The organism is Pseudarthrobacter sp. PH31-O2 (genome assembly GCF_030063265.1).
GTDB lineage: Bacteria > Actinomycetota > Actinomycetes > Actinomycetales > Micrococcaceae > Arthrobacter.
Genome location: NZ_JASIST010000008.1, coordinates 135,349 through 159,984, shown reverse-complemented (window position 1 = coordinate 159,984; position 24,636 = coordinate 135,349). Strand labels below are relative to the sequence as shown.

General features: G+C 66.4%; 23 protein-coding genes and 1 riboswitch. Of the genes, 11 read left to right on the top strand and 12 right to left on the bottom strand.

The annotated features are described in order from the left end of the window. Positions 1 to 41 precede the first annotated feature (41 nt). From QMG72_RS13525 to QMG72_RS13515, 3 genes are read right to left on the bottom strand one after another with little or no spacing between them, the layout of a single operon-like run. The gene (locus tag QMG72_RS13525) at positions 42 to 1,250 is read right to left on the bottom strand and encodes an O-succinylhomoserine sulfhydrylase (protein ID WP_283480802.1); all 1,209 of its coding nucleotides are present in this window, start codon (positions 1,248 to 1,250) and stop codon (positions 42 to 44) included. Next, positions 1,251 to 1,661 carry a rhodanese-like domain-containing protein gene (locus QMG72_RS13520; RefSeq protein ID WP_282358991.1) on the bottom strand — a complete coding sequence of 137 codons (411 nt, stop codon included), beginning with the start codon at positions 1,659 to 1,661 and terminating at the stop codon, positions 1,251 to 1,253. Next, positions 1,658 to 1,978 (bottom strand): DUF1737 domain-containing protein, encoded by a 321-nt coding sequence (locus QMG72_RS13515; RefSeq protein WP_253031823.1) that lies wholly within the window; start codon positions 1,976 to 1,978, stop codon positions 1,658 to 1,660. Before QMG72_RS13515 ends, QMG72_RS13520 begins: the two co-directional genes overlap by 4 nt. A gap of 13 nt (positions 1,979 to 1,991) precedes the next feature. Next, positions 1,992 to 2,106, bottom strand: a riboswitch (SAM riboswitch). Positions 2,107 to 2,649: 543 nt separating this feature from the next. On the opposite strand from QMG72_RS13515, the gene QMG72_RS13510 reads away from it, so the two are divergent. Both QMG72_RS13510 and QMG72_RS13505 read left to right on the top strand, forming a co-directional pair. Continuing rightward, complete coding sequence (locus QMG72_RS13510; protein ID WP_282358988.1) at positions 2,650 to 3,594, top strand: ATP-grasp domain-containing protein; 945 nt, start codon at positions 2,650 to 2,652, stop codon at positions 3,592 to 3,594. A gap of 1 nt (position 3,595) precedes the next feature. Then, on the top strand, positions 3,596 to 4,876 hold the full coding sequence (locus QMG72_RS13505; RefSeq protein WP_283480800.1) for a glycosyltransferase family 2 protein: 1,281 nt from the start codon (positions 3,596 to 3,598) through the stop codon (positions 4,874 to 4,876). 21 nt (positions 4,877 to 4,897) lie between these two features. Here QMG72_RS13505 and QMG72_RS13500 read toward each other — a convergent pair whose 3' ends face one another. Beyond that, positions 4,898 to 5,860, bottom strand: coding sequence for an aminodeoxychorismate lyase (locus tag QMG72_RS13500; RefSeq protein ID WP_283480798.1), 963 nt, complete (start codon positions 5,858 to 5,860; stop codon positions 4,898 to 4,900). Between the two features lie 135 nt (positions 5,861 to 5,995). On the opposite strand from QMG72_RS13500, the gene cls reads away from it, so the two are divergent. Further along, positions 5,996 to 7,429: a cardiolipin synthase gene (cls, locus tag QMG72_RS13495; protein WP_283480814.1), complete on the top strand. Its 1,434-nt coding sequence runs from the start codon at positions 5,996 to 5,998 to the stop codon at positions 7,427 to 7,429. A 16-nt stretch (positions 7,430 to 7,445) separates the two neighbouring features. On the opposite strand, the gene pabB is transcribed toward cls, so the two are convergent. The 3 genes from pabB to QMG72_RS13480 all read right to left on the bottom strand — a co-directional run bounded on the left by pabB (position 7,446) and on the right by QMG72_RS13480 (position 10,683). After that, on the bottom strand, positions 7,446 to 9,506 hold the full coding sequence (gene pabB / locus QMG72_RS13490; RefSeq protein ID WP_283480797.1) for an aminodeoxychorismate synthase component I: 2,061 nt from the start codon (positions 9,504 to 9,506) through the stop codon (positions 7,446 to 7,448). Next, positions 9,503 to 10,099 (bottom strand): low molecular weight protein-tyrosine-phosphatase, encoded by a 597-nt coding sequence (locus QMG72_RS13485; protein ID WP_282358981.1) that lies wholly within the window; start codon positions 10,097 to 10,099, stop codon positions 9,503 to 9,505. Before QMG72_RS13485 ends, pabB begins: the two co-directional genes overlap by 4 nt. Before the next feature lie 89 nt (positions 10,100 to 10,188). Further along, entirely contained in the window at positions 10,189 to 10,683 is a 495-nt protein-coding gene (locus QMG72_RS13480; protein ID WP_253031829.1) for a MarR family winged helix-turn-helix transcriptional regulator, read from the bottom strand. 243 nt (positions 10,684 to 10,926) lie between these two features. On the opposite strand from QMG72_RS13480, the gene QMG72_RS13475 reads away from it, so the two are divergent. The 6 genes from QMG72_RS13475 (at position 10,927) to QMG72_RS13450 (ending at position 17,540) form a co-directional block, all read left to right on the top strand. Next, complete coding sequence (locus QMG72_RS13475) at positions 10,927 to 11,862, top strand: SDR family NAD(P)-dependent oxidoreductase (protein ID WP_226775236.1); 936 nt, start codon at positions 10,927 to 10,929, stop codon at positions 11,860 to 11,862. Position 11,863: 1 nt separating this feature from the next. After that, positions 11,864 to 12,757 carry an amidohydrolase family protein gene (locus tag QMG72_RS13470; RefSeq protein WP_282358980.1) on the top strand — a complete coding sequence of 298 codons (894 nt, stop codon included), beginning with the start codon at positions 11,864 to 11,866 and terminating at the stop codon, positions 12,755 to 12,757. Between the two features lies 1 nt (position 12,758). Next, positions 12,759 to 13,964, top strand: coding sequence for an acyl-CoA dehydrogenase family protein (locus QMG72_RS13465; protein ID WP_282358979.1), 1,206 nt, complete (start codon positions 12,759 to 12,761; stop codon positions 13,962 to 13,964). A gap of 87 nt (positions 13,965 to 14,051) precedes the next feature. Further along, on the top strand, positions 14,052 to 14,507 hold the full coding sequence (locus tag QMG72_RS13460) for a MaoC family dehydratase (RefSeq protein ID WP_226760581.1): 456 nt from the start codon (positions 14,052 to 14,054) through the stop codon (positions 14,505 to 14,507). Between the two features lie 43 nt (positions 14,508 to 14,550). Beyond that, entirely contained in the window at positions 14,551 to 15,915 is a 1,365-nt protein-coding gene (locus tag QMG72_RS13455; protein ID WP_283480796.1) for an MFS transporter, read from the top strand. Positions 15,916 to 15,968: 53 nt separating this feature from the next. Next, entirely contained in the window at positions 15,969 to 17,540 is a 1,572-nt protein-coding gene (locus QMG72_RS13450) for an acyl-CoA synthetase (RefSeq protein WP_283480795.1), read from the top strand. A gap of 20 nt (positions 17,541 to 17,560) precedes the next feature. Here QMG72_RS13450 and QMG72_RS13445 read toward each other — a convergent pair whose 3' ends face one another. From QMG72_RS13445 to QMG72_RS13430, 4 genes are all read right to left on the bottom strand, one after another. Beyond that, positions 17,561 to 18,184 (bottom strand): LysE family transporter, encoded by a 624-nt coding sequence (locus QMG72_RS13445; RefSeq protein WP_024367074.1) that lies wholly within the window; start codon positions 18,182 to 18,184, stop codon positions 17,561 to 17,563. Between the two features lie 83 nt (positions 18,185 to 18,267). Next, positions 18,268 to 18,819 (bottom strand): dihydrofolate reductase family protein, encoded by a 552-nt coding sequence (locus QMG72_RS13440; RefSeq protein ID WP_253031835.1) that lies wholly within the window; start codon positions 18,817 to 18,819, stop codon positions 18,268 to 18,270. Between the two features lie 100 nt (positions 18,820 to 18,919). After that, positions 18,920 to 19,378, bottom strand: coding sequence for a hypothetical protein (locus tag QMG72_RS13435; protein WP_283480791.1), 459 nt, complete (start codon positions 19,376 to 19,378; stop codon positions 18,920 to 18,922). 71 nt (positions 19,379 to 19,449) lie between these two features. Next, the gene (locus QMG72_RS13430; RefSeq protein WP_282358963.1) at positions 19,450 to 20,265 is read right to left on the bottom strand and encodes a methyltransferase domain-containing protein; all 816 of its coding nucleotides are present in this window, start codon (positions 20,263 to 20,265) and stop codon (positions 19,450 to 19,452) included. Positions 20,266 to 20,397: 132 nt separating this feature from the next. Between QMG72_RS13430 and QMG72_RS13425 the strand changes: the two genes are divergently transcribed. After that, on the top strand, positions 20,398 to 21,741 hold the full coding sequence (locus tag QMG72_RS13425; RefSeq protein WP_283480790.1) for an APC family permease: 1,344 nt from the start codon (positions 20,398 to 20,400) through the stop codon (positions 21,739 to 21,741). Here the strand turns inward: QMG72_RS13425 and QMG72_RS13420 are convergent. Next, entirely contained in the window at positions 21,683 to 22,198 is a 516-nt protein-coding gene (locus tag QMG72_RS13420; RefSeq protein ID WP_283480789.1) for a MarR family winged helix-turn-helix transcriptional regulator, read from the bottom strand. The two genes, QMG72_RS13425 and QMG72_RS13420, sit on opposite strands and share 59 nt — an antisense overlap. Positions 22,199 to 22,399: 201 nt before the next feature. Between QMG72_RS13420 and QMG72_RS13415 the strand changes: the two genes are divergently transcribed. Next, positions 22,400 to 24,622, top strand: coding sequence for an MMPL family transporter (locus QMG72_RS13415; protein WP_282358958.1), 2,223 nt, complete (start codon positions 22,400 to 22,402; stop codon positions 24,620 to 24,622). Positions 24,623 to 24,636 lie beyond the last annotated feature (14 nt).

The window sequence follows — 24,636 nt, the reverse complement described above, 5'->3', positions numbered from 1 at the left end:
GGCATCGCCGCTATCTGCCAACTCAAGCACCGCAAACGGCGCTAGCAAGATTTGAGCGCCTGCTCGAGGTCGCGGATCAGGTCCGCAATATCCTCGAGTCCCACCGAGAGGCGCACCACGCCGTCACTGAGCCCGATCGACGCACGGCCCTCCGGCCCCATAGCGCGGTGCGTCGTGGTGGCGGGATGGGTGATCAGCGACTTCGAATCGCCGAGGTTGTTGGAGATATCGATGATCCGCAACCCGTCCAGCAGCGCGAACGCAGCCTCCTTCGCCGAATGCCCGGCGGACGCGGCGAGCTCGAAGGTCAGCACGGTGCCGCCGGCTTTCATCTGCCGGGCGGCCAGCTGATGCTGCGGGTGGGACTGCAGCAGCGGGTACTTGACCCAGCTGACCGCGGGTTGCTCCTCAAGCCACTCGGCCAGCCGCAGCGCGGAGGCACAGGAGTGGTTCACCCGCAGGGCCATCGTCTCCAGGCCCTTGGTCAGCACCCATGCGTTGAAGGCCGAGAGTGCCGGGCCGGTATGGCGCATCAGCTGCTTGACCGGGCCCTCGATGAAATCCCTGGTGCCCAGGATCGCGCCGCCAAGGACGCGACCCTGGCCGTCGATGTGCTTGGTGCCGGAGTAGACGATCACGTCCGCGCCGAGCTCCCCGCAGCGCTGCAGCAGGGGAGTGGCAAAGACATTATCGACGACGACCGTCGCCCCGGCCGCGTGCGCCATTTCGCTCACTGCCGCGATATCCACGATTTCCTGCATTGGGTTCGAGGGCGACTCGAAGAAGACAGCAGTGGTGGGTTTGGCGAGCGCCTCGCGCCACTGCACCAGGTCCGGGCCGTCAACGAAGACCGTCTCGACGCCCCAGCGGGGCAGGATCTCGTTCAGGATCACAAAGCATGAGCCGAACAGCGATCGGGCCGCCACCACCCTGTCGCCGGCGGCCAACAGGGCACCCAGGGCAGTAAAGACAGCGGACATGCCCGACGCCGTGGCAAAGCAGGCCTCGGTGCCTTCGAGCAGCCGGAGCCGCTCCTGGAACGTCGCCACAGAGGGATTGCCGTAGCGGGAGTAGACGAAACGCTCGTCGTGGCCGGCGAAGGCGCGTTCCGCGGCGGCCGCCGATTCGTAGACGAAGCCGGAGTTCAGGAAGACCGGTTCTGACGTCTCCTGAAATCCGGTGCGGTCGAGTCCGCCGCGGACGGCCTGGGTGTCCGCGCTCCAGTCGGCGGCATCAGGGTTGAATGTCACTTAGTGTCTTCCGAGATTGGTGGGGAGGCCGCGGTTTTTCCAGCCGTTGACAGTGCGTTGGCCCTCGCCGTCGGGTTCGCCCTCAAAGCCCTCAAGGATGTTAAAGGAGGTAAAACCGTCCTCGGTGGCGACGATTGCGGCCGCGACGGAGCGCGCGCCCGAGCGGCACAGGAACAACAATTCGGTGCCGCCGGCTTCGGGGGCCTGTTGTCTCAGTTGCGCCAGAAACTGCGAATTGGGGATGCCGCCGGCGAGGCTCCACTGGATGAAGAGCGGATCATTCTCCGTCGCTTTGGTGTCCGGAATTCCGGCGCTGGCCCATTCACCCTCGGTGCGGACGTCCACCAGGATGGCGCCGTCCCCGAGCTTGGACCAGGCCTCCTGCGGGCTGAGGTCCCCGGCGTAGCTCACGCGTGGCCCCCGCCGTCGAAGTCGAGATCGTCCACGGCGCTGGCGACGGCCGCATCGGCGTTGGCGATCGCCGCCGGCAGCACAAGTGCCTGGGCCACGACGACGTTGCTGCCGTTGAACGTGACAGCCGGGCCGCCGTGCAGAACGTAGCCCTCGGTGAGGGCGGCCGATACACGCTCGCAGAAGGCGCGGTCATCGGCTCCGGTGAACAGACGGTACAGCAGTTTCTGCTCGGCGGCACCGGCGACTGCGGGGGACGGGGCCGGGGCTTTGTTCGCTGCTGTCCGGGGGACAGCAGCGGTGGACGCGTCAGGCATGACGGATCTCCTTCTTTCACGCTTGCAGCTCGAATGGTCGATATGCCGAGTACTCACCTGAGGCACCCCGCCGCGGAAGGGAGGGTTGCCGACCGGCCAGTCAGGGCTTGGCGCCGGTTCTCATTACTCCCAAAGAACGTAACACCTGTGACGCCGGACCGCACGGCGGCGGCCGTCATGTTAAGGAGCGGGGTGGAAACGGAGGTTTGTTCATAAGCCATTCGCCAGCGGTCATGCCAGCGTCCCCATCCACGTACTCGGGGGATTGCACACAGGTACAAACCCCCGGGGCCTCGAATTTGAACCGGGGAGGCTTTCGGGTAGTTCCTACTCGGGACTTTTGGCAGTCGGCGCGACTTTACTGAAGGACCAGCGCCACGGAAGTCGCCAGGCCCTAAAACGCCATCCGAGGATCGCTCAGTTTTGCGGCCGGCTCTGATGATCCAGCCAGTTAGGCCGGTGCGGCGCCGTCGACTGCCGGGCCTTTAACAAGGGAAGGGGACTGCTATGGCCGCGATATATGTTCTACTCATTATTCTCCTGAGCACGGCCTTGGCCGCTGTTATCAGCACACCCGGCCGCCAGGTAACGGAAGGGTTGATTCCGAACCGGCCCTCCGGTGCGGACGCCGGCGGCGATGGCCGGGTCCGGGCTGCCAGGACGGCACAGCGGTGAGGCCGCGCGTATTGGTCACCGGCGCCTGCGGCCCTGCGGGCCAGGCCATCGCGGCCCAACTGAAAGCGCGCGACATTCCTGTCCTCGGGACGGACATCCTCGAGCTGCCGGACGGGGCAGGATTCACGGTGTTCCCCGTCCCGCACGCGACGGACGCGGAACGGGTATCAGCACTTCGGCGACTGGTTAGCCAGGAAGGCATCAATCTTGTCATTCCCACGGTCAGCGAGGAACTGCCGCAGCTCGCCGCGTTCCGGGCGGCGTTCGGAGCGGACGTACGTGTGATGATCGGCGATCCGGGCCCGGTGGCGTTGGCCCATGACAAGCTCTTTACGGCCTGGCAACTACATGCAGCGGGCGTTCCCGTGCCCCGGTTCGGCGTGCCCAGCGACTTCGCCGGTGCGGACGCTGCAATGGCCGCCCTGGGCGGACCGGTCGTCGTCTCACCCCGGGCGTCCCGAGGCGGCCGGGTCGTGACAGTCGTCGATGGCCGCACGGAAATGGACTGGCAGCGACTGCCGGACAGCCGCATCGTCCAGGAATTCATCCCCGGAAACGAGTACCGGCCCATGGTTTTCGGAACACCGGCGCACAACGGTGCCGCGCCGTTTGCGGTTGTTGTGGCGAAGGTTGGGCCGGCGGACCGCATCGTTGGCAACGCCGTGACCACTCGCCGGGCCGAGGCGGGCGAAGCGATCGACGTGGGCAACGTGGCGATGGCTGCGGTCCGCGCGCTGGGCCTCACGGGGCCTGTGGAGGTGGACGTTCGTCGACGCGCCGACGGGACACCCGTGGTTCTGGCGGTGAACGCCCGCTTCGGATCGAACAGCGGACTCGCGCCTGAGCTGCTCGATGCGGTGCTGGCGTCCTTTATCCTGCCCTCCTTCAACCCGGCGTCGTTCCGGCACTGCATGGGGCCGTTCGCCGATGCCATGGGTTGAAATGAACGTCACCGCAGCGCTCCCGGCGGCCCAGTTCCCGCTCGTCCTCCTCGGGCTGCCGGTCCTGTTGTTCGGGCTGGTGAAACTGCTCGTTGTGCCGCTTGCCGTCTGGTTCGAACTTCGGAGCGCCCATCGCCGACGCCGCGAAGTCCCCACGATGTTCGATGCGTGGCCCCGTGTGTCGATAATTGTCCCGGCATTCAACGAGGCAGCCGCTATTGAGAACTGCGTCCGATCGATTCAGCGCACCCGCTACGACCGGTACGAGCTGATCCTGGTGGATGACGGTTCAACGGACTGCACCGCCACGATTATGGCGGCTCTCGCTGCCAGGGATCCCCGGATTAAGGTTCTGGCGCAGGCCAACGCCGGCAGGGCGGCGGCCTTGAACTTCGGGATCCGCAACGCCGCCGGCGAGATCCTGATGTTTATCGATGCGGACGTCATTCTTTCCCGGCACACCGTCGGGATGATGCTCCGCGGATTTGACGACGAGCGAACCGGCGCGGTCTGTGGTGATGGCCGGCCGGTGAAGGTCAAAGGGGTCCAGGGCCGGGTGCTAACCTTCACCGGCCACATCGGCGGCGGCCTGGTCCGGCGCGCCCTGGCGGTAGTCGGCTGTATACCCACCGACGTGGGTGCCATCGGCGCCTTCCCGCGCAGTGTGCTCGAACACGTGGGACTGTTCCGGCAGGACACGGTGAGCGAAGACCTGGAACTGGCCTGGCGGGTTCACAAGGCAGGCTACCGGGTGGTATACGCCCCGAGGGCTGTTGTCCTGGCGGAGTCTCCCTTGACCGTTGGCGGCCTCTGGCGCCGACGGGTCCGCAGGTACCTCGGCCTGTTGCAGACCATGGCCTTGCACAAAGATCTGATCGGCAATCTCCGGTACGGCCCGTTCGGAACGCAGCTGGTGTTCCACGCCATTACCATGGTGGTCCTTCCTGCGCTTCAGATCCCGTTGCTCCTCGGCGTGGCCGTCCTCCTTGCGGCCGGCTACCGCCCGCCGGCCGGCGTCGACTGGGTGGTCCTGGCCTGGTTGGGCCTGCTTGTGTCTTTGGTCCTGCCGGTGTGCGCGCTGGGCGCCAACCGGGCGTGGAAAGACTTGCGGCATGTATGTGCGCTGCCGCTGATGCCGTTTTATTCGTTGTTTACGAGCCTGGCCGTGATCGCCGCACTGGTCCAGGAAGTCCGGGAGAGGGTACTCCGCCGGAACAATCCCGTCCGAACGGGATCCGGTACCGCCGGCGCCCAGCGGCCACGCGCGCAGCTCAGGGCCTGAAAGCTGCCCCGATCACTGTGCCTACCCGATGGTGGCGTACAGCGCGTTGAGCTCCGCGGTGAGCTGCTTGCGCTGTTCCGGGGTGCCGATTTCCCTGCTGTCGATGTGGTTGACGGGCGCCAGCAGCCGGATGCTCGAGATGAGCCACACGGCGTCGGCGTCGTAGAGGTCGCGGGGCTCAAGCGGTCCGTAGCCCAGCTCCCAGCCGGCGGCCTTCGCCGCGGTAAACAGGGCACCCTGCGAGGTGCCGGGCAGGATCCCGCTGTCGAGCTGCGGGGTTATGAGCCGCCGGAGGGTCCGCACGCCGCCGGCACCGTCGTCGGCGGTTTCCAGATGGGCAAGCAGGACAGTCGACGTCGGCCCCTCCAGGACCTTGCCGTCCGCGGAGGTGAAGATAACGTCGTCGGCACCCCGGGCATGCGCGTAGCGCAGCGCGGCCATGTTGACGGCGTAGGAGAGCGTCTTGGCGCCCATGAGCAGCCAGGGCGCCCGTTCCGCGACTTCACTGTCATAGCCGCGGTCCAGCAGGATGACGTCGATCCCGGTCTCACGTTGGCGCCGGCCGATGGCGCCGGGGACGGAGGCCTGGACCCAGCAGGTGGGCCCCGCCGCGCCTTCAACGCCCCGGGTCACGAGCAGTTTAACAACGAGTTCGTCGTCCGTTGAGTCTCCGGCGCCGGGTACGTGCCGGCCCCGGTACTCGCTGATGGCCGTCGCGATCGCCCGGCGCCAGCGCTCCTCCGCCGGGAGGTCAAGCTCCAGCAACCCGGCGGAACCGGCCAGCCGATTCAGGTGCGCCTGAAGCTTCCGTGGCTGCCCGCCAACGGCCAGCAGCGACTCGAAAACACCGTCGCCGCGGGTGGCCCCCTGGTCCGTCGCCATCAATTGCGGCTTCGTGGCATCGGCCACCCGGCCGCCGTCGAACGCGGGATCCAGGAAGACCAGCACCGGGGCCGGGCCGGGAACACCGGCAGGAGAATTCATGACTTTAGCTTAGCGCCGCGGACCACGGGATAGGATTTGACGGTTGCCCGTTCCGGAAAGGTTCCGCGGGTCTGGAACTTGAGGGGTTCACCTGTGCTGTGGCCATTTTCGCTGGCGGAGACACTCCCGCCCTGGATGCTGCTGATCCTGTCCGTCGTGGACCTGGGGATCCGGGTGCTGGCACTGGGCATCATCCCCGGAAACCGACGTCCCACCACGGCCATGGCCTGGCTCCTGATCATCTTTTTTGTCCCCGCACTGGGCTTGGTCCTGTTCCTGCTTTTTGGCAACTTCAGGCTGTCCCGCAGGCGCCGTGCGCAGCAGGACGCCGTGAATACCCGGGTACGGGCCGGCACCGCCGATCTGGCGATGCAGGAAAGCCGGTACAGCGGCCCGGAATGGGTGGCCTCCGCAGCGGAACTGAACCAAACCCTCGGTTCACTGCCGATGGTGGACGGCAACCAGGTGGAGCTCCTGCCCGGCTACCCGGACTCGATCAAGGCGATGGCAGCGGCCGTCCGTAAAGCAGAGTCATTTGTCAACGCCGAGTTCTATATCCTGAGCTCCGACCACGTCACCGACGATCTGCTGACCGCGATGGAAGAGGCCGCCGAGCGCGGCGTCGAAGTCCGGCTTCTGTTTGACCACCTCGGCACCCTGCGCATCCAGGGTTACAGCAAGCTGATCGCCCGGCTCAAGGCCAGCAAAATCCGTTGGCGGCCGATGTTGCCGCTGCGGCCTGTGCACGGTCAATGGCGCCGGCCGGACCTGCGCAACCACCGCAAGATCATGGTGATCGACGGCGAGCTTGCCTTCACCGGGTCGCAGAACCTGATCGAGCCCTCCTACAACAACCCCAGGCACCGCAAAGTCGGCCGCGAATGGGTCGAACTGATGGCGAGCCTGCGCGGGCCGATTGTCACCACCCTCAACGTCGTCTTCGCCACGGACTGGCTCAGTGAAACGGACGAGTCCCTCGAGGATCAGCTCGCGCACCGGCCCGAAACACACGCAGGCGACGTGACGGCGCAGGTGGTTCCCAGCGGCCCCGGCTTCATCACGGAAAACAACCTGCGGCTTTTCACCACATTGATTTACTCCGCCCAGCACAATATTTCGATCTGCAGCCCCTATTTCGTCCCGGACGATTCACTGCTGTACGCCGTGACGACGGCAGCCCAGCGCGGCGTGGAGGTCGAGCTGTTCGTCTCGGAAAAGGGCGACCAGTTCCTCGTCCACCACGCCCAGCAGTCCTACTATGAGGCGCTCCTCGAAGCCGGGGTACGCATCTACCTGTACAAGGCGCCGTTTGTGCTGCACGCCAAGCACTTCACCATCGATGACGAGGTCGCCGTGCTGGGCTCCAGCAACATGGACATGCGCTCCTTCTCGCTGAACCTTGAGGTTTCAGTGATGCTCCTGGGCGCGGACGTGGTGCGACGCGTCAGCGCCGTGGCCGACACCTACCGGGGGCTCTCGCGCGAACTGACGCTCGAGGACTGGATGCGGCGGCCCGTGGGGGTAAAGTATGTGGACAATGTGGCCCGCCTGACGGCCACGTTGCAGTAGCGCCGCAGCGAACGAGTCAGCCGGCCGGGAACTGCGCGCCCAGCGCAGTGAGAACGCCGAAGGCCTTGGTCCGGATCTCTTCGTACTCCGCCTGGGGTGAGGAGTCTGCCGTAATGGCACCGCCGACGCCGAGGCTGAGCCCGGCGCGGCCGCCGGGCAGCTGAGTGAGAACGAGGGCCCGGATGGCGACGGCCAGGTCGGTCGCGCCGTTGAGCGAGAAATAGCCGATCGCGCCGGAGTACACGCCGCGGGGTGCTCCCTCAAGCCGGTCGAGGATGGCCATGGTGCTGACCTTGGGGGCGCCCGTCATGGAGCCGGCGGGAAAACACGCCGCAACGGCCTCGGCCCGGGGCATCCCCGGTTTGAGGCGGGCATCGATGGTGCTGACCAGCTGGTGCACTGTGGCGTAGCTTTCGATCGCGCAGAGCCTGCTGACCGATACCGAGCCCGGCACGGCGAAGTGGCTGAGGTCGTTGCGGAGCAGGTCCACGATCATGATGTTCTCGGCGCGGTCCTTCGGGGAGGACTCGAGCTCGTGCCGCAGCAACGCGTCCCGTGCCGGATCCGCATCCCGGGGCCGGGTGCCCTTGATCGGCTCGGCGCGCATGGCACCGTCGGGCGCGATCCGCAGGAACCGCTCCGGCGAGGTGCTCGCCACAGTGAGGTCACCGAAGCGCAGGTAGCTGGCGAACGGCGCGGGATTGCCCCGCCGCAGCATCAGGTACGCCTGCCAAGGCTCGAGGGTCGCGGCGGGAAGATTGGCGGTCAGTGCGGTGGTCAGGCAGACCTCGTAGCTGTTGCCCTCGGTAATCTCGTGCTGCGCCCGGCTGATTTTGAACTTATAGGATGCTTCCGAGTCCCGGGCCGTAAAGTCCGGGCCGCCGTGGCCGGGTGCGCGGGGTTCGAGGACGTGGCCGGCGCCGGCCGGCTTTCGGTTGCTTGCCTCGGTGATGGCGGAGCGGGCAGTAGCCAGCCAGTCTCCGGCGTCTGCGGCGCCCAGCGCCAGCAGCCAGACCGTGCGCTCCACGTGGTCCAGGACCACTGCGCGACCGGCGAAAAGCAGGCAGGCATCCGGGGTCCCGGCCGATACGTCGCTGCCGCCGGTCTCACGTTTGAGTTCGTAGCCGAGGTAGCCGAGCCAGCCCAAGGTGAACCCGCACGGGTAGTCCTTGGGGCCGCGGAGTGTGGGCTGGCCCCAGACGCCGTCGAGCCAGCGGAAGAACGGCCCCTCGGTGGTGACGCTGGCGTTTCCGACGCTCACACAAGTCGTCCCCGAGTTGTGCCGGACCGACTGTCCGTAAGGGCCGCCGTCGTCCGCCAGGATGCTGAAGCGGCTGCGTTCCGCCGCCGCACCGCCGTCGGGCGCCACGGGCGTCAGCGATGAGTCGAGCCAGACGGCATTGGCCGAGCCGCCGAAAAGGGCTTCGAACACCAGGACCGGGTCCGGGACGGCGTCGATCCGTTCGGCCTGCAGCTCCAGCCCGGTGCGTGCACTGCGTTCGGGCAGCAGCACCGAAGCCAGAGCCGGCAGGTACAAGAGGGACTGCAGTACTTCCGCAGGCGCGGCGCCGTCGGCACGGTTCAGCACCCGGACATCGGCGCGGGCCGGAACGTCATCCCCGGCCAGCCACTCCTGCTCCTGGGCGGCCCACTTGTCCCAGAACGGTTCGTACGTTTCACCGTCGCGGGCCAGGGCCCTGCTGCGCCGGTCTTGTTCGGGCGAATCGGCCCAGATTACGGCGGCCAGGAAGGGGAGGGCGGCTGCGGCGGCAGCACCCACGCCTTCCACCAGGACGATTTCAGCGGGCTGGGTGGTGCGGGTGGCGCCGTCGTAGTGGGCTGTCCAGTCCCAACTGACCCATTCGGCGGGCTCGCTGCGGTGCAGCGGGGCCAGGACCGTGGAGACGTAACGCTCGACGCCGGCCACAAGCCCGTTCCAGCCGGGATAGATGTCTTCCAGATGGAAGAGGGAGACCTTGTGGTGCTCGCGGAGCGTCGCCGCCAGCTCGATCGCCAAGGTGGTCTTGCCGGCGCCGGATCGTCCGTCGATGGCGATGATGACGGGTGCGGGACTCATGATTTAGAGCGTACCCGCTGCCCTGCATTGGGTTGATCACTGCCCGGTTGATCACTGCCCGGTTGTTGCCCGCCGGGCCGTTGACGCCGGGACAGCTCCGTCCGGACATGCGCCACGATCCCGGGCAGTGCGGCGTGGATCAGGTCCCAGGTGAGGTCGAAGTCCGCGTGGCCGCCGTACCAGGGGTCGTCGATGCCCTGGTCGAGGGGATCCTTGCCCGCGACGGCCGGATCGAAGCTGCGCAGCATCCGGATCTTGGACCCGGATTCGCGGTCCGGTGCGGCCTGCTGCAACCAGCCGAAATGGTCCACGTCCAGGGCAAGGATGAGGTCGCGGTTGTGGAACCATCTGGTGTCCCATTCGCGTGCCACGTGACGTTCCGAGGAAATGCTGTTGGCGGTGAGTTTGCGGGCGGCCCGCGGATCAATCGGGCGGCCCACTTCGTAGGCCGTGATCCCCGCCGAGTCAACGACGGCGCCGGCCAGGCCATCCGCGGCGATGGCCTCCGCCAGCATCAGTTCGGCCATCGGCGACCGGCAGATGTTCCCGGTGCAGACCGCGATGATCCGGTACTGGCTCGGCGCTGAGGTCATAGTGCAAGCATGGATGATCGGTGTCCGCTTGGCTAGTTCCCGGCGGTGGATGTTACAGGCTTTGTCACATCATATTTGCAAGGTTTGAACTATTGGCCTGCGGGACTCCCGGACCAGACGGCCTTGCGGAGAATGGACCGCAGAGACGCCACCTCCTCGCCGGTAAGCATGACCAGCTGTCGCGCCTCGGCGGCCTGGGTTGCCTTCTGGGCGGCAGCGTGGAGGGTGCGGCCTGCTTTTGTGGCGGACACCAGTTTCTGCCGCCGGTCTGAGGGTCCCGGCTTTCTTTCCACGAGGCCGCGCTGTTCCAGCTCATCAATGAGTGCCACGATCTGGCTGGGATCCAGGCTGAGGAACTCGGCCAGTTCGCGTTGGGTGGGTCCCAGATTGCCGCAGGCCAGCGCCAGCACGGAGTAGGACCGCTCCTTCAGCCCGAACTCTGCAAGGGCCGCGTTGTTGAGCACGCTGCCGGCGGCGTGCAGCTTGGCCAGCAGGAAGCCTATGTCAGTGCTGATGCTTGATTCCGCCAGCCGGGTGGAAGCCTCGCCGGAGCTTTCGGCGGCGAGGTGTACCTGTTGTGTCATGGTGCCTTTCGGGCGGGTAGCCAGCCGGGTCGTTGAATTATTCAATGATCCCACGTGCACCGCGCCTGCGAAAAGCGTGCACCGGGAGCGGTGAATGCGGCGGGTGGGGAAGCTGATTGGATGCAGAAATAAATCATTGACATTCTCAAGGATTAAGTTTCTAATTGAAGCAGTCAAGGGAGATGTGCATCACACGCAGGCTCCCTGGGATATCCGCCGCAAGGCGCAGTGCAAAGGAGCAGCATGAGCCTGTCAGGGAAAGTAGCAATCGTCACCGGAAGCGGCCGCGGCCTGGGTCTGGCGTACGCCCGGGAACTCGCCCGCCAGGGCGCCGCCGTCGTGATCAACGATGTGGATGCCGACGTGGCCGCTGAAGCGGTCCGGACCATTGAGGCCGACGGCGGCCGCGTCGTCGCCGTCGTCGCTCCGGTGGGCAGCACCGAAGCCGCCCGGCAGCTCGTGCAGAAAGCGGTGGAGGCTTTCGGCCGGCTCGACATCCTGGTCACCAACGCCGGCATCCTGCGGGACAAGTCCCTGCTGAAGATGACGGACGAGGACTTTGACCTCGTCATCAACGTCCACCTCAAGGGCACCTTCACCTGCGCCCGCGAAGCGTTCGCCTACTTCAAGGAAAACGGTATCGCCGGCCGCATCATCACCATCGGATCGCCCACCGGCCAGCGCGGCAACTTCGGCCAGACCAACTACGCCGCCGCCAAGGCCGGAATCGTCGGCATGGTCCGCACCTGGGCGCTGGAAATGAAGAAGGCCGGCGTCACCGCCAACGCCGTCATCCCGGTGGCCGCCACCGCCATGACCAAGACCGTCCCGTACTTCCAGAAGGCCGTCGAAGCGGACGAACGCGGCGAGGCCATGCCGGCCTTCTTCCGTCACGATCTGGGGTTCGGAACCGCCGACGACGTCGCCGGACTCGTTGCCTTCCTCGCCTCCGACGCAGCTGCCGGCATCACCGGCCAGGCGATCGGCGCCGGCGGGGACCGTCTGCAGCTCTGGACCCACCCGGGGGCTGCCGTTACCGAGTACCGCGAAGGTGGCTGGGGCTATGCCGACCTGATCGAAAACTTTGGCAAGCTCTTCGGCGACAAGCTGCAAAGCGTCGGCGAGGAATTCCTGCCGCTTCCGGAAGAGCTCAAGCCCGAACCGGCAGAGGTCCGCTGACATGGCCTCCCAGCGCTATGAACTCGGCATCGACGCGGCAAAGCTCGACGCGATCGACATGCACGTCCACCTTGAGGTGGACGGCCACGGCCACGAATCCCTGCCGTCGGCCCTCAGCGAAGCGTCCGCCAAGTACTTCAAGTCCGAGGACCGCACCCCGTCGCTGGACCGGATCGCCGAGGTCTACCGCGAACTGAACATGGCCGCCGTCGTGTTCACCGTCGATGCCCGCACCCAGCTCAAACACGAGCCGAACAGCATCGAAGACCTCGTCGCCGGCGCCGCGCGGAACAACGACGTGCTGATCCCGTTTGGCAGCGTGGACCCACGGACCGGCGCCGAGGCCATCCAGGGCGCCAAGCACCAGGCCATCGACCTGGGTGCCCGCGGGTTCAAGTTCCACCCGTCCCTACAGGGTTTTGACCCCTCCAACGAACAGTTCTACCCGCTCTGGGCCGCCCTGCAGGAACTCGGCCTCCCGGCGATTTTCCACACCGGACAAAACGGCATGGGCGCCGGGCTCCCGGGCGGCTACGGCATCAAGCTGGGCTACTCCAACCCGCTGCTGCTGGACGCCGTCGCGGCGGACTTCCCGGAACTGCAGATCATCATGGCCCACCCCTCGGTGCCGTGGCAGGACGAGGCGAACTCCATCGCCACGCACAAGTCCAACGTCTTCATCGACCTCTCCGGCTGGTCCCCGAAGTACTTCCCGGAATCGCTGGTGAAGATGGCCAACTCCGTGCTGCAGGACAAGGTCCTTTTCGGCACCGACTTCCCGCTGATCACCCCGCAGAAGTGGCTGCGCGCCTTTGCGGACCTGCCGCTCAAGGACGAGGTCCGGCCCAAGATCCTCAAGCACAACGCCGTCCGCCTGCTCGGACTGGGAGGCTGAGATGACTGTCGATACCGAACAACAAACCCGGCTGTACGGCGTCTGCGACTACTACGACGCCGAGTCCCTGTTGACCGCGGGGGAACGCCGCGTGCTGGGCAGGCTGCGGACCTTCCTCGACGAGAAGGCCCGGCCGCTGCTGGCGGACTATTGGGAACGCGGCGAGTTCCCGGATGAGCTCGCCGAGCCGCTGATCGGCCTGGACCTGATGGAGCCGGCCGAACTGCGCGGCCCGGAGGGCAGCCCGGCCCGGGGAATCTACCAGGGCTTCCGGATCTTCGAGCTCGCCCGCACCGACGCCTCGCTCGCCACCTTCTACACAGCCCAGGCCGGACTGTTCCGGACCGCGATCCGGGTCGGTGCCTCCGCGGAACAGCAGGCCGAATGGATGCCGAAGGTCATCGACTTCTCGCTCAAGGGGGTCTTCTCGCTGACCGAGCCGGAGTCCGGTTCCGACATCGCCGGCGGGCTCTCCACCACCGCCCGCCGTGAGGGCGACACCTGGATCCTCGACGGCGCCAAGCGCTGGATCGGCGGCGCCGCCACCGCGGACGTCCTGGCCGTGTTTGCCCGCGACGTGGCCGACGGCCAGGTCAAGGCCTTCCTCGTCGAGCGGGAAGCCCCCGGCGTGACGCAGGAGAAGATCCACGGCAAGACCGCGTTACGGATGATGCAGAACGCCCACATCACCCTCGAGGGCGTACGGGTGCCCGAATCGATGCGCCTGCACAACGTGGAGTCCTTCCGGGACGTCGCGGCAATGCTGCGCGCGATGCGCTCGGACGTCGCCTGGATTGCCACCGGGATCGCGGCCGGTGCATTCGAGGCGGCCCTGCGCTACGTCACGGAACGCCGGCAGTTCGGCCGCACGCTCGGATCCTTCCAGCTGGTCCAGGAAAAAGTGGCCCGGATGCTCGGAAACGTCACCTCGGCGCTGTCTCTCGTGGTGCGGCTCACCGAGCAGCAGTCCAACGGCATCTACCGGGACCAGGACTCCGCCCTGGCCAAGATGCAGACATCCCTGCTGATGCGCGAAACCGTGGCCCTGGCCCGCGAAGTGGTCGGCGGCAACGGCATCACCCTTGAAACCGATGTCGCACGCTTCCACGCCGACGCCGAGGCCGTCTACTCCTACGAAGGCACCCACGAAATCAACGCCCTCATCGTCGGCCGGGCCCTGACCGGCGAAAGCGCCTTCACCCGCTGACCCCGGCACCCACCAAATCCAACACACCCCGCTCCGGCACCGCCGTCGGACAGTTCCCTGCCCCACCCAGCCCTCCAGGAGGACATCATGCCCAATCTCGTCGTCGATTTCGACAAACTGCTCACGCTCGCCGGCACCGATCTCGGGGTCACCGAGTACCGCGAAATCACCCAGGAACAGATCAACAAGTTCGCCGACGCCACCGGTGACGACCAGTGGATCCACGTTGACCCGGAACGCGCCAAGGACGGCCCGTTCGGCGCCCCCATCGCCCACGGCTTCCTCACCCTCTCGCTCATCATCCCTTTCTGGGGCGAGCTGTTCGACGTCGACGGCGTCACCACGAAGGTCAACTACGGACTGGACAAAGTCCGCTTCACGTCCCCGGTCAAGGTGGGCGCGCGGATCCGGATGCGGTCCACCATCAGCGAAGTGACCGAGGTCAAGGGCGGTGCCCAGATCAAGGTCGCCAACACCATCGAGATCGAAGGCCAGGAGCGGCCCGCCGTCGTCGCCGAGTTCCTCGCCCGCTTCTACAAGTAAAAAGCCCCCTCTACGAACCCTCCCTCTGTTCAAAGGAACAACCATGTCAGGACTCACTCAGCTTCAAGCGATGGGCACCGCCGAGCGACGCAAGGAAGCGCGCACCGTCATTGCCTCCAGCTACCTGGGCAGCACCATCGAGTACTACGACTTCCTCCTCTACGCCACGGCCGCGGCGATCGTCTTCCCGAAGGTCTTCTTCAGCGGCATGGACGACTGGGTAGGCGTGGTGGCCGCCTACGGCACGTTTGCCGCGGGCTACGTGGCCCGCCCGGTTGGCGGCATCATCTTCGGCCACTTCGGCGACCGGATGGGCCGCAAGAACATGCTGATCATCTCGATGCTGGTCATGGGCGTGGCCTCAACCCTGATCGGGCTGGTCCCGGGTGCCTCGGTGGCCGGCCCCTGGGGTGCGGTGCTCCTCGTGATTCTTCGTGTCTTCCAGGGCATCGCCGTCGGCGGTGAATGGGGCGGGGCCGCCCTCATGGCGCTGGAGCACTCCGAATCAGGCAAACGCGGTTTTGCCGCCTCGTTCGTCAACGCCGGGGCGCCCACCGGCGCCGTCCTGGGCACCCTGATCATGGGCGCGTTCTCAGCGCTCCCGAACGATCAGTTCCTCGCCTGGGGCTGGCGGGTGCCGTTCCTGCTCTCCTTCGTGCTGCTGGGCGTGGGCATGTTCGTCCGGCTCAAGGTTTCCGAAAGCCCTATCTTCAAAGCCGCCATTGAACAGGAAAAAGCTGAGCGGGAGAGCGCGGCGCAGGCAAACGGCGCCGGAATCACGGCAAAGCCGGCCGCGCCCCTGGTACAGGTCCTGCGGCGGCCCAAGACCCTGATTTTCACTATGCTCGCCGGCGCCGCAGGCTTCGCGCTCCAGGTGGTCCTGGCCACGTTCTCGGTGACCTACGCCGTCTCCAAGGGCGCCGACCGCCAGGGCGTGCTGTACGCCTTTGCTGCTGCCTCCCTGATCTCCATCGTGTTCGTGATCATGGGCGGCCGGCTTTCCGACAGGGTGGGCAGGCGGCCGGTGATGATCGGCGGACTGGTTCTCTTCATCATCTACCTGGTGCCGATGTTCCAGCTGCTCTCCTCCAACAACATCATGCTGATCTTCGTGGCGTTCGCCATCGGCCTGATGATCCACTCCACACTGTTCGGTCCATTGGCGGCCTTCGTGTCCGAGCAGTTCGGCACCACCTCCCGCTACACCGGGGCGTCCCTGGGCTACCAGCTGGCAACCCTGCTTGGGGCCGGGTTCACTCCGGGCATCGTGGCCCAGATCTTCAAGGACTCAGGCCAGGACACGGCATCAGTGGTCTGGTATCTGGCGATCATGTCGGTCGTCTCCATCGTCTTCATCCTGCTGACCCGGGAACCGAAGAACAACGACCTCCGCGCCGTCCGGGCCTGACCCTTCATCGGGTCCCCTCACACGGGCTAACCTCACAGTAGAAAGGATTCGCCGTGGAAAATTTTGGCATCGGTTCGTGGCTGCAACGTCGCCGCCCGAAGTCCGGCAACAAGACCGCCCTGATCAGCGGTGACCGGGAACTTAGTTATGAACAGTTCGCGGACCGGACCGTCCGCCTCGCCAACGCCCTGGGGGACCGCGGCGTGGCCAAGGGCGACAGGGTTGCCTACCTGGGCGAGAACCACCCGTCCTTCCTGGAAACCCTCTTTGCGTGCGGCACCCTGGGTGCCATTTTCGTCCCGCTCAACACGCGGCTGGCACCCCCGGAAATCCAGTTCCAGCTGCAGGACTGCGGCGCCGGGGTACTGGTCCATGCAGGCAGCCTCGGCGACCTGGCAGCCCGCGGGTCGGCCGGCACGGCAGTGGCAAGGCTCGTCGTCGTAGACGATGCCGGCGCCGGCAATAACCCGGCGGTGCGCATTGGAGCCGCCGGGGGCCCGACGGCGGTGGAGGACTTTGCGGACCTGGTGGCCTCCGGTTCGGACCAGCCGGTCGACGAACCGGTCACGCTGGACGACGGTGCCATGATCCTCTACACCTCCGGGACTACGGGCCGGCCCAAAGGGGCCCTGCTGACCCACGGCAACGTCACGTGGAACTGCATCAACGTGATCGTTGATTTCGACTTCTCCTCGCAAGACGTGGCGCGGATGATTTCGCCGATGTTCCACGTGGCGTCGCTGGACATGGGCGTCCTGCCCACCCTCCTCAAGGGAGGAACTGTGGTGCTGGAGCCGAAGTTCGACCCCGGCCGGACACTGGAACTCATTGAGCGGCACCGGGCGACCACCATCAGCGGGGTGCCGACCACCTATCAGATGCTCGCCGAGCACCCGGCGTGGGCCACGGCGGACCTCAGCTCCTTGAACAAGCTCACCTGTGGCGGGTCAGCGGTGCCGATGCGGGTGCTGGAGGCGTATGAAGCGCGCGGCATGCGGTTCTCCAATGGCTACGGCATGACCGAGACTGCGCCGGGCGCCACCACCCTGCCGGCGGCCCGGTCCAGGGATAAGGCTGGATCGGCCGGACTTCCGCAGTTCTTCACCGATGTGCGAATCGCCGGCTTCGACGGGGACACCGCTGCGCCGGGGACGGCCGGCGAGATCCAGATAAAGGGCCCGAACGTGATCCCCGAGTACTGGAACCGCGCGGACGCCACCGCCAAGTCCTATGCAGAGGGCGGTTGGTTCAAGTCAGGCGATATGGGATACAAGGATGACGACGGGTTCCTCTTCGTCTCGGACCGGATCAAGGACATGATCATCTCCGGCGGCGAGAACATTTATCCCGCAGAAGTGGAGCAGGCCATCACGGAACTCGAGGCGGTGGGAAGCGTGGCCGTGATTGGCGTGCCGGATGAGAAATGGGGTGAAGTGCCCCGGGCTGTGGTTCTGCTGCGCGAGGGTGCCCACCTCACGGAAGAGCAGCTCAGACGGTACCTGGATGGACGCCTGGCACGTTACAAGATTCCCAAGTCCGTGCTGTTTGTCGATGAGATGCCCCGGACCGCCAGCGGCAAGATCAGGAAGGCCGACCTTCGGAAGCTGAGCGCCATCCAGCCATAACTGGCCGTAGCCTGGGCCCGTCAGTGGATAAGGGCCAGCATGACGCCGACGGCCATGAACAGCACGCCGAACGTCCGGTTGAGGATGCGCTGGCCGCGGGCGTCGTGGGTGAAACGCTGGAAGGTCTTGGCTGCGGCCGCGAAGAAGAACCACATGACCAGGATGTCGATCACGATCACCGTGGCTGACAGGGTCAGGTACTGCGGCAGGAGCGGGTTCTCCGGGCGGATGAACTGCGGCATAAAAGCCAGGAAGAACACGATCGCCTTGGGGTTCAACAGGTTGACCCACAGGCCGCGGCGGAACATGGAGAATGCCGGCTCGTTGCGCAGCGCGGCGGCCTTTTCCTGGTCCAGGTCGGGTTTGTGCCGGAACTGCTGGATGCCCAGGTAGACAAGGTAGGCGGCGCCTGCGTAGCGGATCACGTTGAAGGCGACCGGAGAGCTGGCCACCAGCACCCCCACGCCGAGGGCCACGATCACGATGTGCACCACCAGCGCGGCCTGCTGCCCGAGGATCCCCCAGATGGAACGCCGGAAGCCGGAGTTCAGGGAATTGCTCATCGTGTTGATGGCGCCCGCGCCGGGCGTAAAGCTGATCAGGACACCGGCGCCGGCCAGGGCCAGCCAAAGGGAGGGTTGCACTGATTCAGTTTACGGCCGCGGACGCCCCTTTCACGCCGGGTGCTGCCGGCCGTCGGGAGGTTATCGGGAGCCAGGCTCTCCCCTCAGCTGCCGCGCAGGCCGTAGCTCAGAATCATGTTGCCCTTGCTCGTCTGCTGGGACGACTGCAGCTCAAGCCGGGTCAGCGGATCGCCGTCGGCGAAGAGCCTGCGGCCATTGCCCGCGATCACGGGATGGACGATCAGCATCAGGCTGTCGAGCAGCCCGGCGAAGAACAGTTGGCGGGCCAGCGAGATGCTACTGAACACGCCGATGTCGCCGCCGTCGCCGTCCTTCAGGCCCGCGACGAAATCCTCCAGCGGCCCCGCGATCAGCTGCGAGTTCTGCCACGCCAGCTCGCCGGTCAGGGTGCGGGACGCCACATATTTGGGCAGCGGGTTGATGAACCCGCCGAAGTCGGCGTCGGCTTCGGCGTTCGGCCAGTACTCCGCCCATTGCTGGTACCCGACGCGGCCCAGGAGCCCGGTATCGATCCGGCCCATCATCTCGTTCATCCCCGCGCCCAGCTCCTCATCGAAGCTGTCGAATTGCCACAGGAACGGGTCTTCCACCACGCCGTCCACGGAACTGAACAGGCCGGCCGTCACGTTGCGCATGCTTCCTCCTCGTCACAGGGTGTCTGAGTGCACCCTAGCGGCTGATCCGCCGGCGGGGAATGGCTGGTGTGAACCCGGAAGATCCGGCATGCGCAAGGGCTCAGCCACACCTGCCATGCTTTGAATGCGACCAGTGGAACATGGTCCTTGGCAGGTCCGCGTGACGCGGATACTGGTCAAAGTACGAGCGGGCGCGGGCAGACATATAGCCCGTTTCGTCGATGGCGAAGTGGCCGATCAGCTGCATGCCCCGTTCGGCCGCCTTCGATTCCAAGTCATGGGCCTCGTCCAGAACCGGATCCGGATAGCCGCAGCTTGCACCGAAGCTGCCGGGATGGGCGATCGCAAAGTACTTCGTGTCGTCCGGGTCCAGTCCCGCGAGGACGGCATCCTGGAAAGGGACCAGGCAGCCCGCGAAATCCCCGGGGACGACATCCACGTCGCTTAGTTGCATGTCCGCGTCCAGGCAGATCAGCACAAGGCTTGGCATCAGCATGTTGTGTTGGATGATGAGCGGGCGGGCGAGTATCTCGAAGTCAAAACCTGCCTGGATGATCATGTCTTGATGCTAAAAAATCTGCCCTTCGAGCTCCAGAGCCAGCACCGGTTATGTGGATAACGGACCGCCACTCACGCCCGGGCGATCACTTCGCCGTTGGGGATCAGGAACCAGCCGTCGGCCGTGGAACCCCAGCGGTGCCAGCCGGCCGAAATCCGGGCAAGGTCGGCGGCGTTGGCGAAGCCGTATTCGAGTGCCTGGTCCGCGAATGCCGAGTGCAGCACGCGTTCGCCCCACACCCGGGCCTGCCAACGGCGCTGCTGGCCGGTGGCGTAGAGCCAGTTGCTGCTGGAGGGCGCGACGTCGGTGAACCCGGCGGACTGGGCCCACGAAACCAGGCGGCGGCCAGCGTCGGGCTCCGCCCCGTTGCGTCGTGCGATCCGTTGGTAGAGCTCCATCCATTCATCCAGCTCGGGGACGGCCGGGTACCAGCTCATGCCGTGGAAATCGGCGTCGCGCACCGCCACGATCCCGCCGGGCTTGGCGACGCGGCGCATTTCCCGCAGGGCGGCCACCGGGTCCGTGAGGTGCTGCAGGACCTGGTGGGCGTGCACAACGTCGAACGTCTCGTCTTCGAAGTCGAGGTCGTAGATGTTGCCGGCCACGAACTCGACGTTCTGCACGCCGCGCTCCGCCGCGAGGGCGGTCGCCTGGCTGACCACCTCGGGCGAGCGGTCCAGTCCGGTGACTTTCCCGGGGGCGGCGAGTCCGGCGAAATCACACGTGATGCTGCCCGGCCCGCAGCCGACGTCGAGCACAGAACCCCCCGGGGTCAGGTGCGGGATCACAAACGCCGCGGAGTTCTCCGCCGTCCGGGAGGCGTGGGCGCGGACCACCGACTCGTGGTGGCCGTGGCTGTACACATCTTCAGGCTGCTGCGCACTCATAATAAAACGCTACCGCCCCGCACCGACAAATCCGCGAAAGCGGGGGAAGCGGCCGGGAAGACGGCAGGATTTCGCGCGCAGCCGTCCGTTTTGCCGCTTCCGGCAGGGTCGGTTCAGCGGATGATTAGAGGAGTGAAAACCAACAGCAGCAAGCAGGCAGGGCTCGGCCTGTTCCGGGCCACCGGCATTTACGTCGGGGCAATCCTGGGCTCGGGCATCCTTGTCCTTCCGGCCATCGCCGCCAAGGAGGCCGGGCCGGCGTCGCTCCTGGCCTGGACCCTGCTGCTGGTGTTCTGCACCCCCGTGGCCTTCAGTTTCGCTGAGATGAGCCGCCAGCAGCCCGACGCCGGCGGAATTGCCCACTTCGTCACGCGTGCCTACGGGCGCCGTGCCTCGGCCGTGGCGGGCTACCTCTTCTACTTCGCAATTCCGTTCGGTGCCCCGGCGACGGCCGTGATTGGCGGGAACTACATCGCCCACGCGCTGGGCGGCGGCCGCGGGACGGCGTTGGTGGCCGCTGCCTTGCTGCTGGCCGCCGCCTTCGCGAGCAACGCCGTCGGGATCCGGATGTCCAGCGGCATCCAGCTGGTGCTGATGGTGCTGCTCGTCGGACTGCTGGCACTGGCCATCGCGCTGGCCGCGCCGTTTGCCAGGGCGGAGAACTTCGAGCCGTTCGCGCCGCACGGCTACTGGGCCGTGGGCGGCGTGGCCAGCCTGCTCTTCTTCTGCTTCGCCGGCTGGGAGGCGGTCACGCACATCGCCGGGGAGTTCCGCCACCCGGACCGTGACCTCAAACGGGCCACCTGGCTCACCCTGATCGTGGTCGGTGTGGTCTATCTCGGCGTCGTGTCGGCCTCGCTCGCCGTGCTGGGTCCAGCCCTTCCGGGCAGCGACGTGCCGATCGCGCAACTGCTTGAGAAGGGACTCGGCGGACTCGCGGCGCCGCTGACCGCCGTCGCCGCCGCGGTGCTGACTTTCGGCCCGGTCAACACCTTTGTTGCCGGCGCCAGCCGGCTGGGGGCAAGCCTGGCGTCCGACGGCGTTCTGCCGCGGCTCCTTGCGCGGGGTGCCGGTCCGGGGGAGGTGCCCACGGCCAGCCTTGCACTGCTGGGCGTGATGACGTTGCTGTCCTTCGGGGCGGCGGCAGCCGGGCTGGGCGACATGCAGTTCCAGATCGGGGCGGCGTCGGCCTGTTTCACCGCCGTGACCGCGTTTGGCCTGCTCGCCGGGATTCGTTTGCTGCCCGCACGGACGCCGGCCTGGTGCGGGGTTATTGTGGCCGCTGCTGTGATGCTGGCCGTGCTGCTTTTCAGCGGCTGGGCACTGGTGGTCCCGCTCGGGCTGGCCGTGGCCGCCATCTTGGCCGGCAGGCGGGCCGCCCCGGAGGTATTGCCGATGCGGCGCTCGAAAACGCCAACTAGCGCGGGTCGGCGGGAGACGGTGCCGGCTGTTGTGCGGCCTCTTGGCCGGCCCTGACAGTCGCCTCGATCATCGCGGCCATGAACCGTGTCGCGACGTCCAGTTCCGCCGGGGTGAATTCGGCCATCGCGGCCGCCATGTGCCGGGCGAGCGGCTGGAACATGGCTCCGCCGTCGCGGTAGGCCTTCGGGGTCATCCTGAGCTGGACCTGGCGGCGGTCCGGGCCTTGCCGTTCGCGGACCACGTGGCCGGAACTGTGCAGCCGATCAATCAGGGCGGTGGTGGCGGGTGAGCTCAGGTGGAGTTCCTTGCGGAGCACTCCGGGCGTGACAACCTGGTTCCTCGCGGTGTGCTGCATGATCACACCCAAGGCATTGAGGTCCGTCCGGTGCATGTCGTTGCGGCCGCCGGCGGAATCCACGTAGCGGTTGGCCTCGAGGCTGAACTCCTGCAGGAGTCGCACCAGCGGAGGCGGACCCTGGGGTCCGGGGAGTTCCGGCGGGTCAACTCTCACGCGAACCTTCCTCTCTCCTTCTGCCTTGCCCACTGCTTCGCAGCAGGTGCCTTCCGGAGTTTACTTCAGCAGCCCGTGGCACCGTAGCTTTGCTGATTCCGCGCTCACGCTCGGGAAGTTAACTTTCAGGGTTATCTCCATTGTGGAGATAGTCTATTATAGACTCAATTGCATTGATCCAGGCCCGTTCGAGAAGGAACCATGACCAAGACATCACAGGGCAGTACCCGCGTCCCCTTCTGGCTGCGCTGGCTGGTTCCCGTCCTCCTTGTTATTACCTGGCTGGCCATCGCCGGGATCGGCGGTCCGACCTTTGGCCGGCTGAGCGAGGTTTCCTCGAATGACCAGGCCTCCTTCCTGCCGGCGGGAGCCGAAGCCACGGAGGCCCAGGACTGGCAGGCCAAGTTCCGGGACTCCAAGGAAATACCTGCAGTCATCGTCATTGAGAACGACGCGGCCTTCACCCCGGCCCAGCTCGGCGAGGCGGCGGCGCTTAAGGGCAAGCTGGAAGCGCTCGGCGCCGGCAGCACAGTCGTGGGGCCCATCCCGTCAAAGGATGCCAAAGCGGTGCAGTTTGTGGTGCCGATCGGCTCATCCGACGAGGTGAAACAAGTGGTCCAGGAACTCCGCGACGAAGTACAGGCATCTGCTCCGGCGGGAATGCGGACCTTCGTCACCGGACCGGCCGGGCTTACCGCGGACCTGGTCAGCGCCTTCGCCGGCATTGACGGCATTCTGCTGCTCGTGGCCCTTGGCGCGGTGTTCCTGATTCTGCTGATTGTCTACCGCTCGCTGCTGCTGCCGATCACGGTGCTGTTCACCTCGGTTTTTGCCCTCACCGCCGCTATCCTGCTCGTCTTCGGCATGGCCAAACTCGGCTGGATCCAGCTCAACGGGCAGAGCCAGGGCATCCTGTCCATCCTGGTGATCGGTGCAGCGACGGACTACGCGCTGCTCTATGTGGCGCGCTTCCGTGAGGCCTTGACGCACACTACAAACCGCACTGCCGCCGCCCTCACCGCGTGGAAGGCGGCCTGGGAGCCGATCCTGGCGTCCGGCGCCACGGTTATCATCGCCCTCCTGTGTCTGCTGTTCTCGGACCTTAACTCGAACAAGGCCCTCGGCCCGGTGGCGGCGGCCGGCATCCTGTGCTCGCTCCTGGCGGCCCTGACCCTGCTCCCCGCGCTGATGGCGCTGCTGGGCCGGACTGCGTTCTGGCCTTTCCGGCCCAAGCTGCTGCCGGAGACCGAGCGCGAGCCCGAGCTCGTCACAGGACTTGAGGGCCAGAAGGGCCTGTGGCGCGCGACCGGTTCTCTTGTTTCACGCCGGCCCCGGGCCGTCTGGATCACCTCTGTGCTGCTGCTGCTGGCAGCATCCGCCGGCGTCCTGCAGCTCAAGGCAAACGGCGTCCCGCAGACCGACGTCATCCTCACTGCCTCCAACGCGGTGGACGGGCAGGACGCCCTGGCGCGGCACTTCGACGCCGGTTCCGGCAGTCCCGCCGTGATCGTCGCCGAAGAATCGAAGGCCCAGGACGTACTGGACAAGACCAAAGCCACTGACGGTGTGGGGGATGCCTACCTGCTGGCCGACGGCGGAGTGCCGATCACCGGCGCGCCAGCGGCCCCGGGTGCGCCCGCGGCACCGTCGACTCCTTCGGTCCGGGACGGCAAGGTCCTGATCAACGCGACACTGAACTTCGCGGCGGACTCCAACGAGGCCGAGAACGTTGTTGTCGATCTGCGCCGGGAGCTCAAGAAGACCGACGCCGGTGCACTCGTCGGCGGCGTCACCGCGACGGCCCTGGACACCAACACCACGGCCCAGCGCGACCTCGTCACCATCATTCCGGTGGTCCTCGCGGTCATCCTCCTGATCCTGATGCTGCTGCTGCGCTCGGTGCTGGCGCCGGTCCTGCTGGTCGCCTCGGTGGTCCTGTCCTACGGCGCCGCGATGGGAGTCTCCGCCTTCGTGTTCAACAACATCTTCGGATTCCCGGGAGCAGACGCCACCGTTCCGCTGTTCGGCTTCGTTTTCCTCGTGGCACTGGGTGTTGACTACAACATCTTCCTGATGAGCCGGGTCCGCGAGGAATCCCTTAAGCACGGCACCCGGGCCGGCATCCTGCGCGGCCTGGCCGTCACGGGCGGCGTTATCACCTCCGCCGGCGTGGTGCTTGCTGCCACCTTCGCCGCCTTGGGCATCATCCCGATCATGTTCCTGGCGCAGTTGGCCTTCATCGTGGCCTTCGGAGTGCTGCTGGACACCATCCTGGTCCGCTCACTCCTGATCCCCGCCCTGGCCTACGACATCGGCCCGCGAATCTGGTGGCCAGGCAAGCTGGGACGCGCCGGGACGCGCTCCGCCGCTCGCGCGGAGCCGGCCGCCCCTGAAACGGCATCCGCGGAGGCAGGAATCCGCTAGCCAGAGCCCGCAGC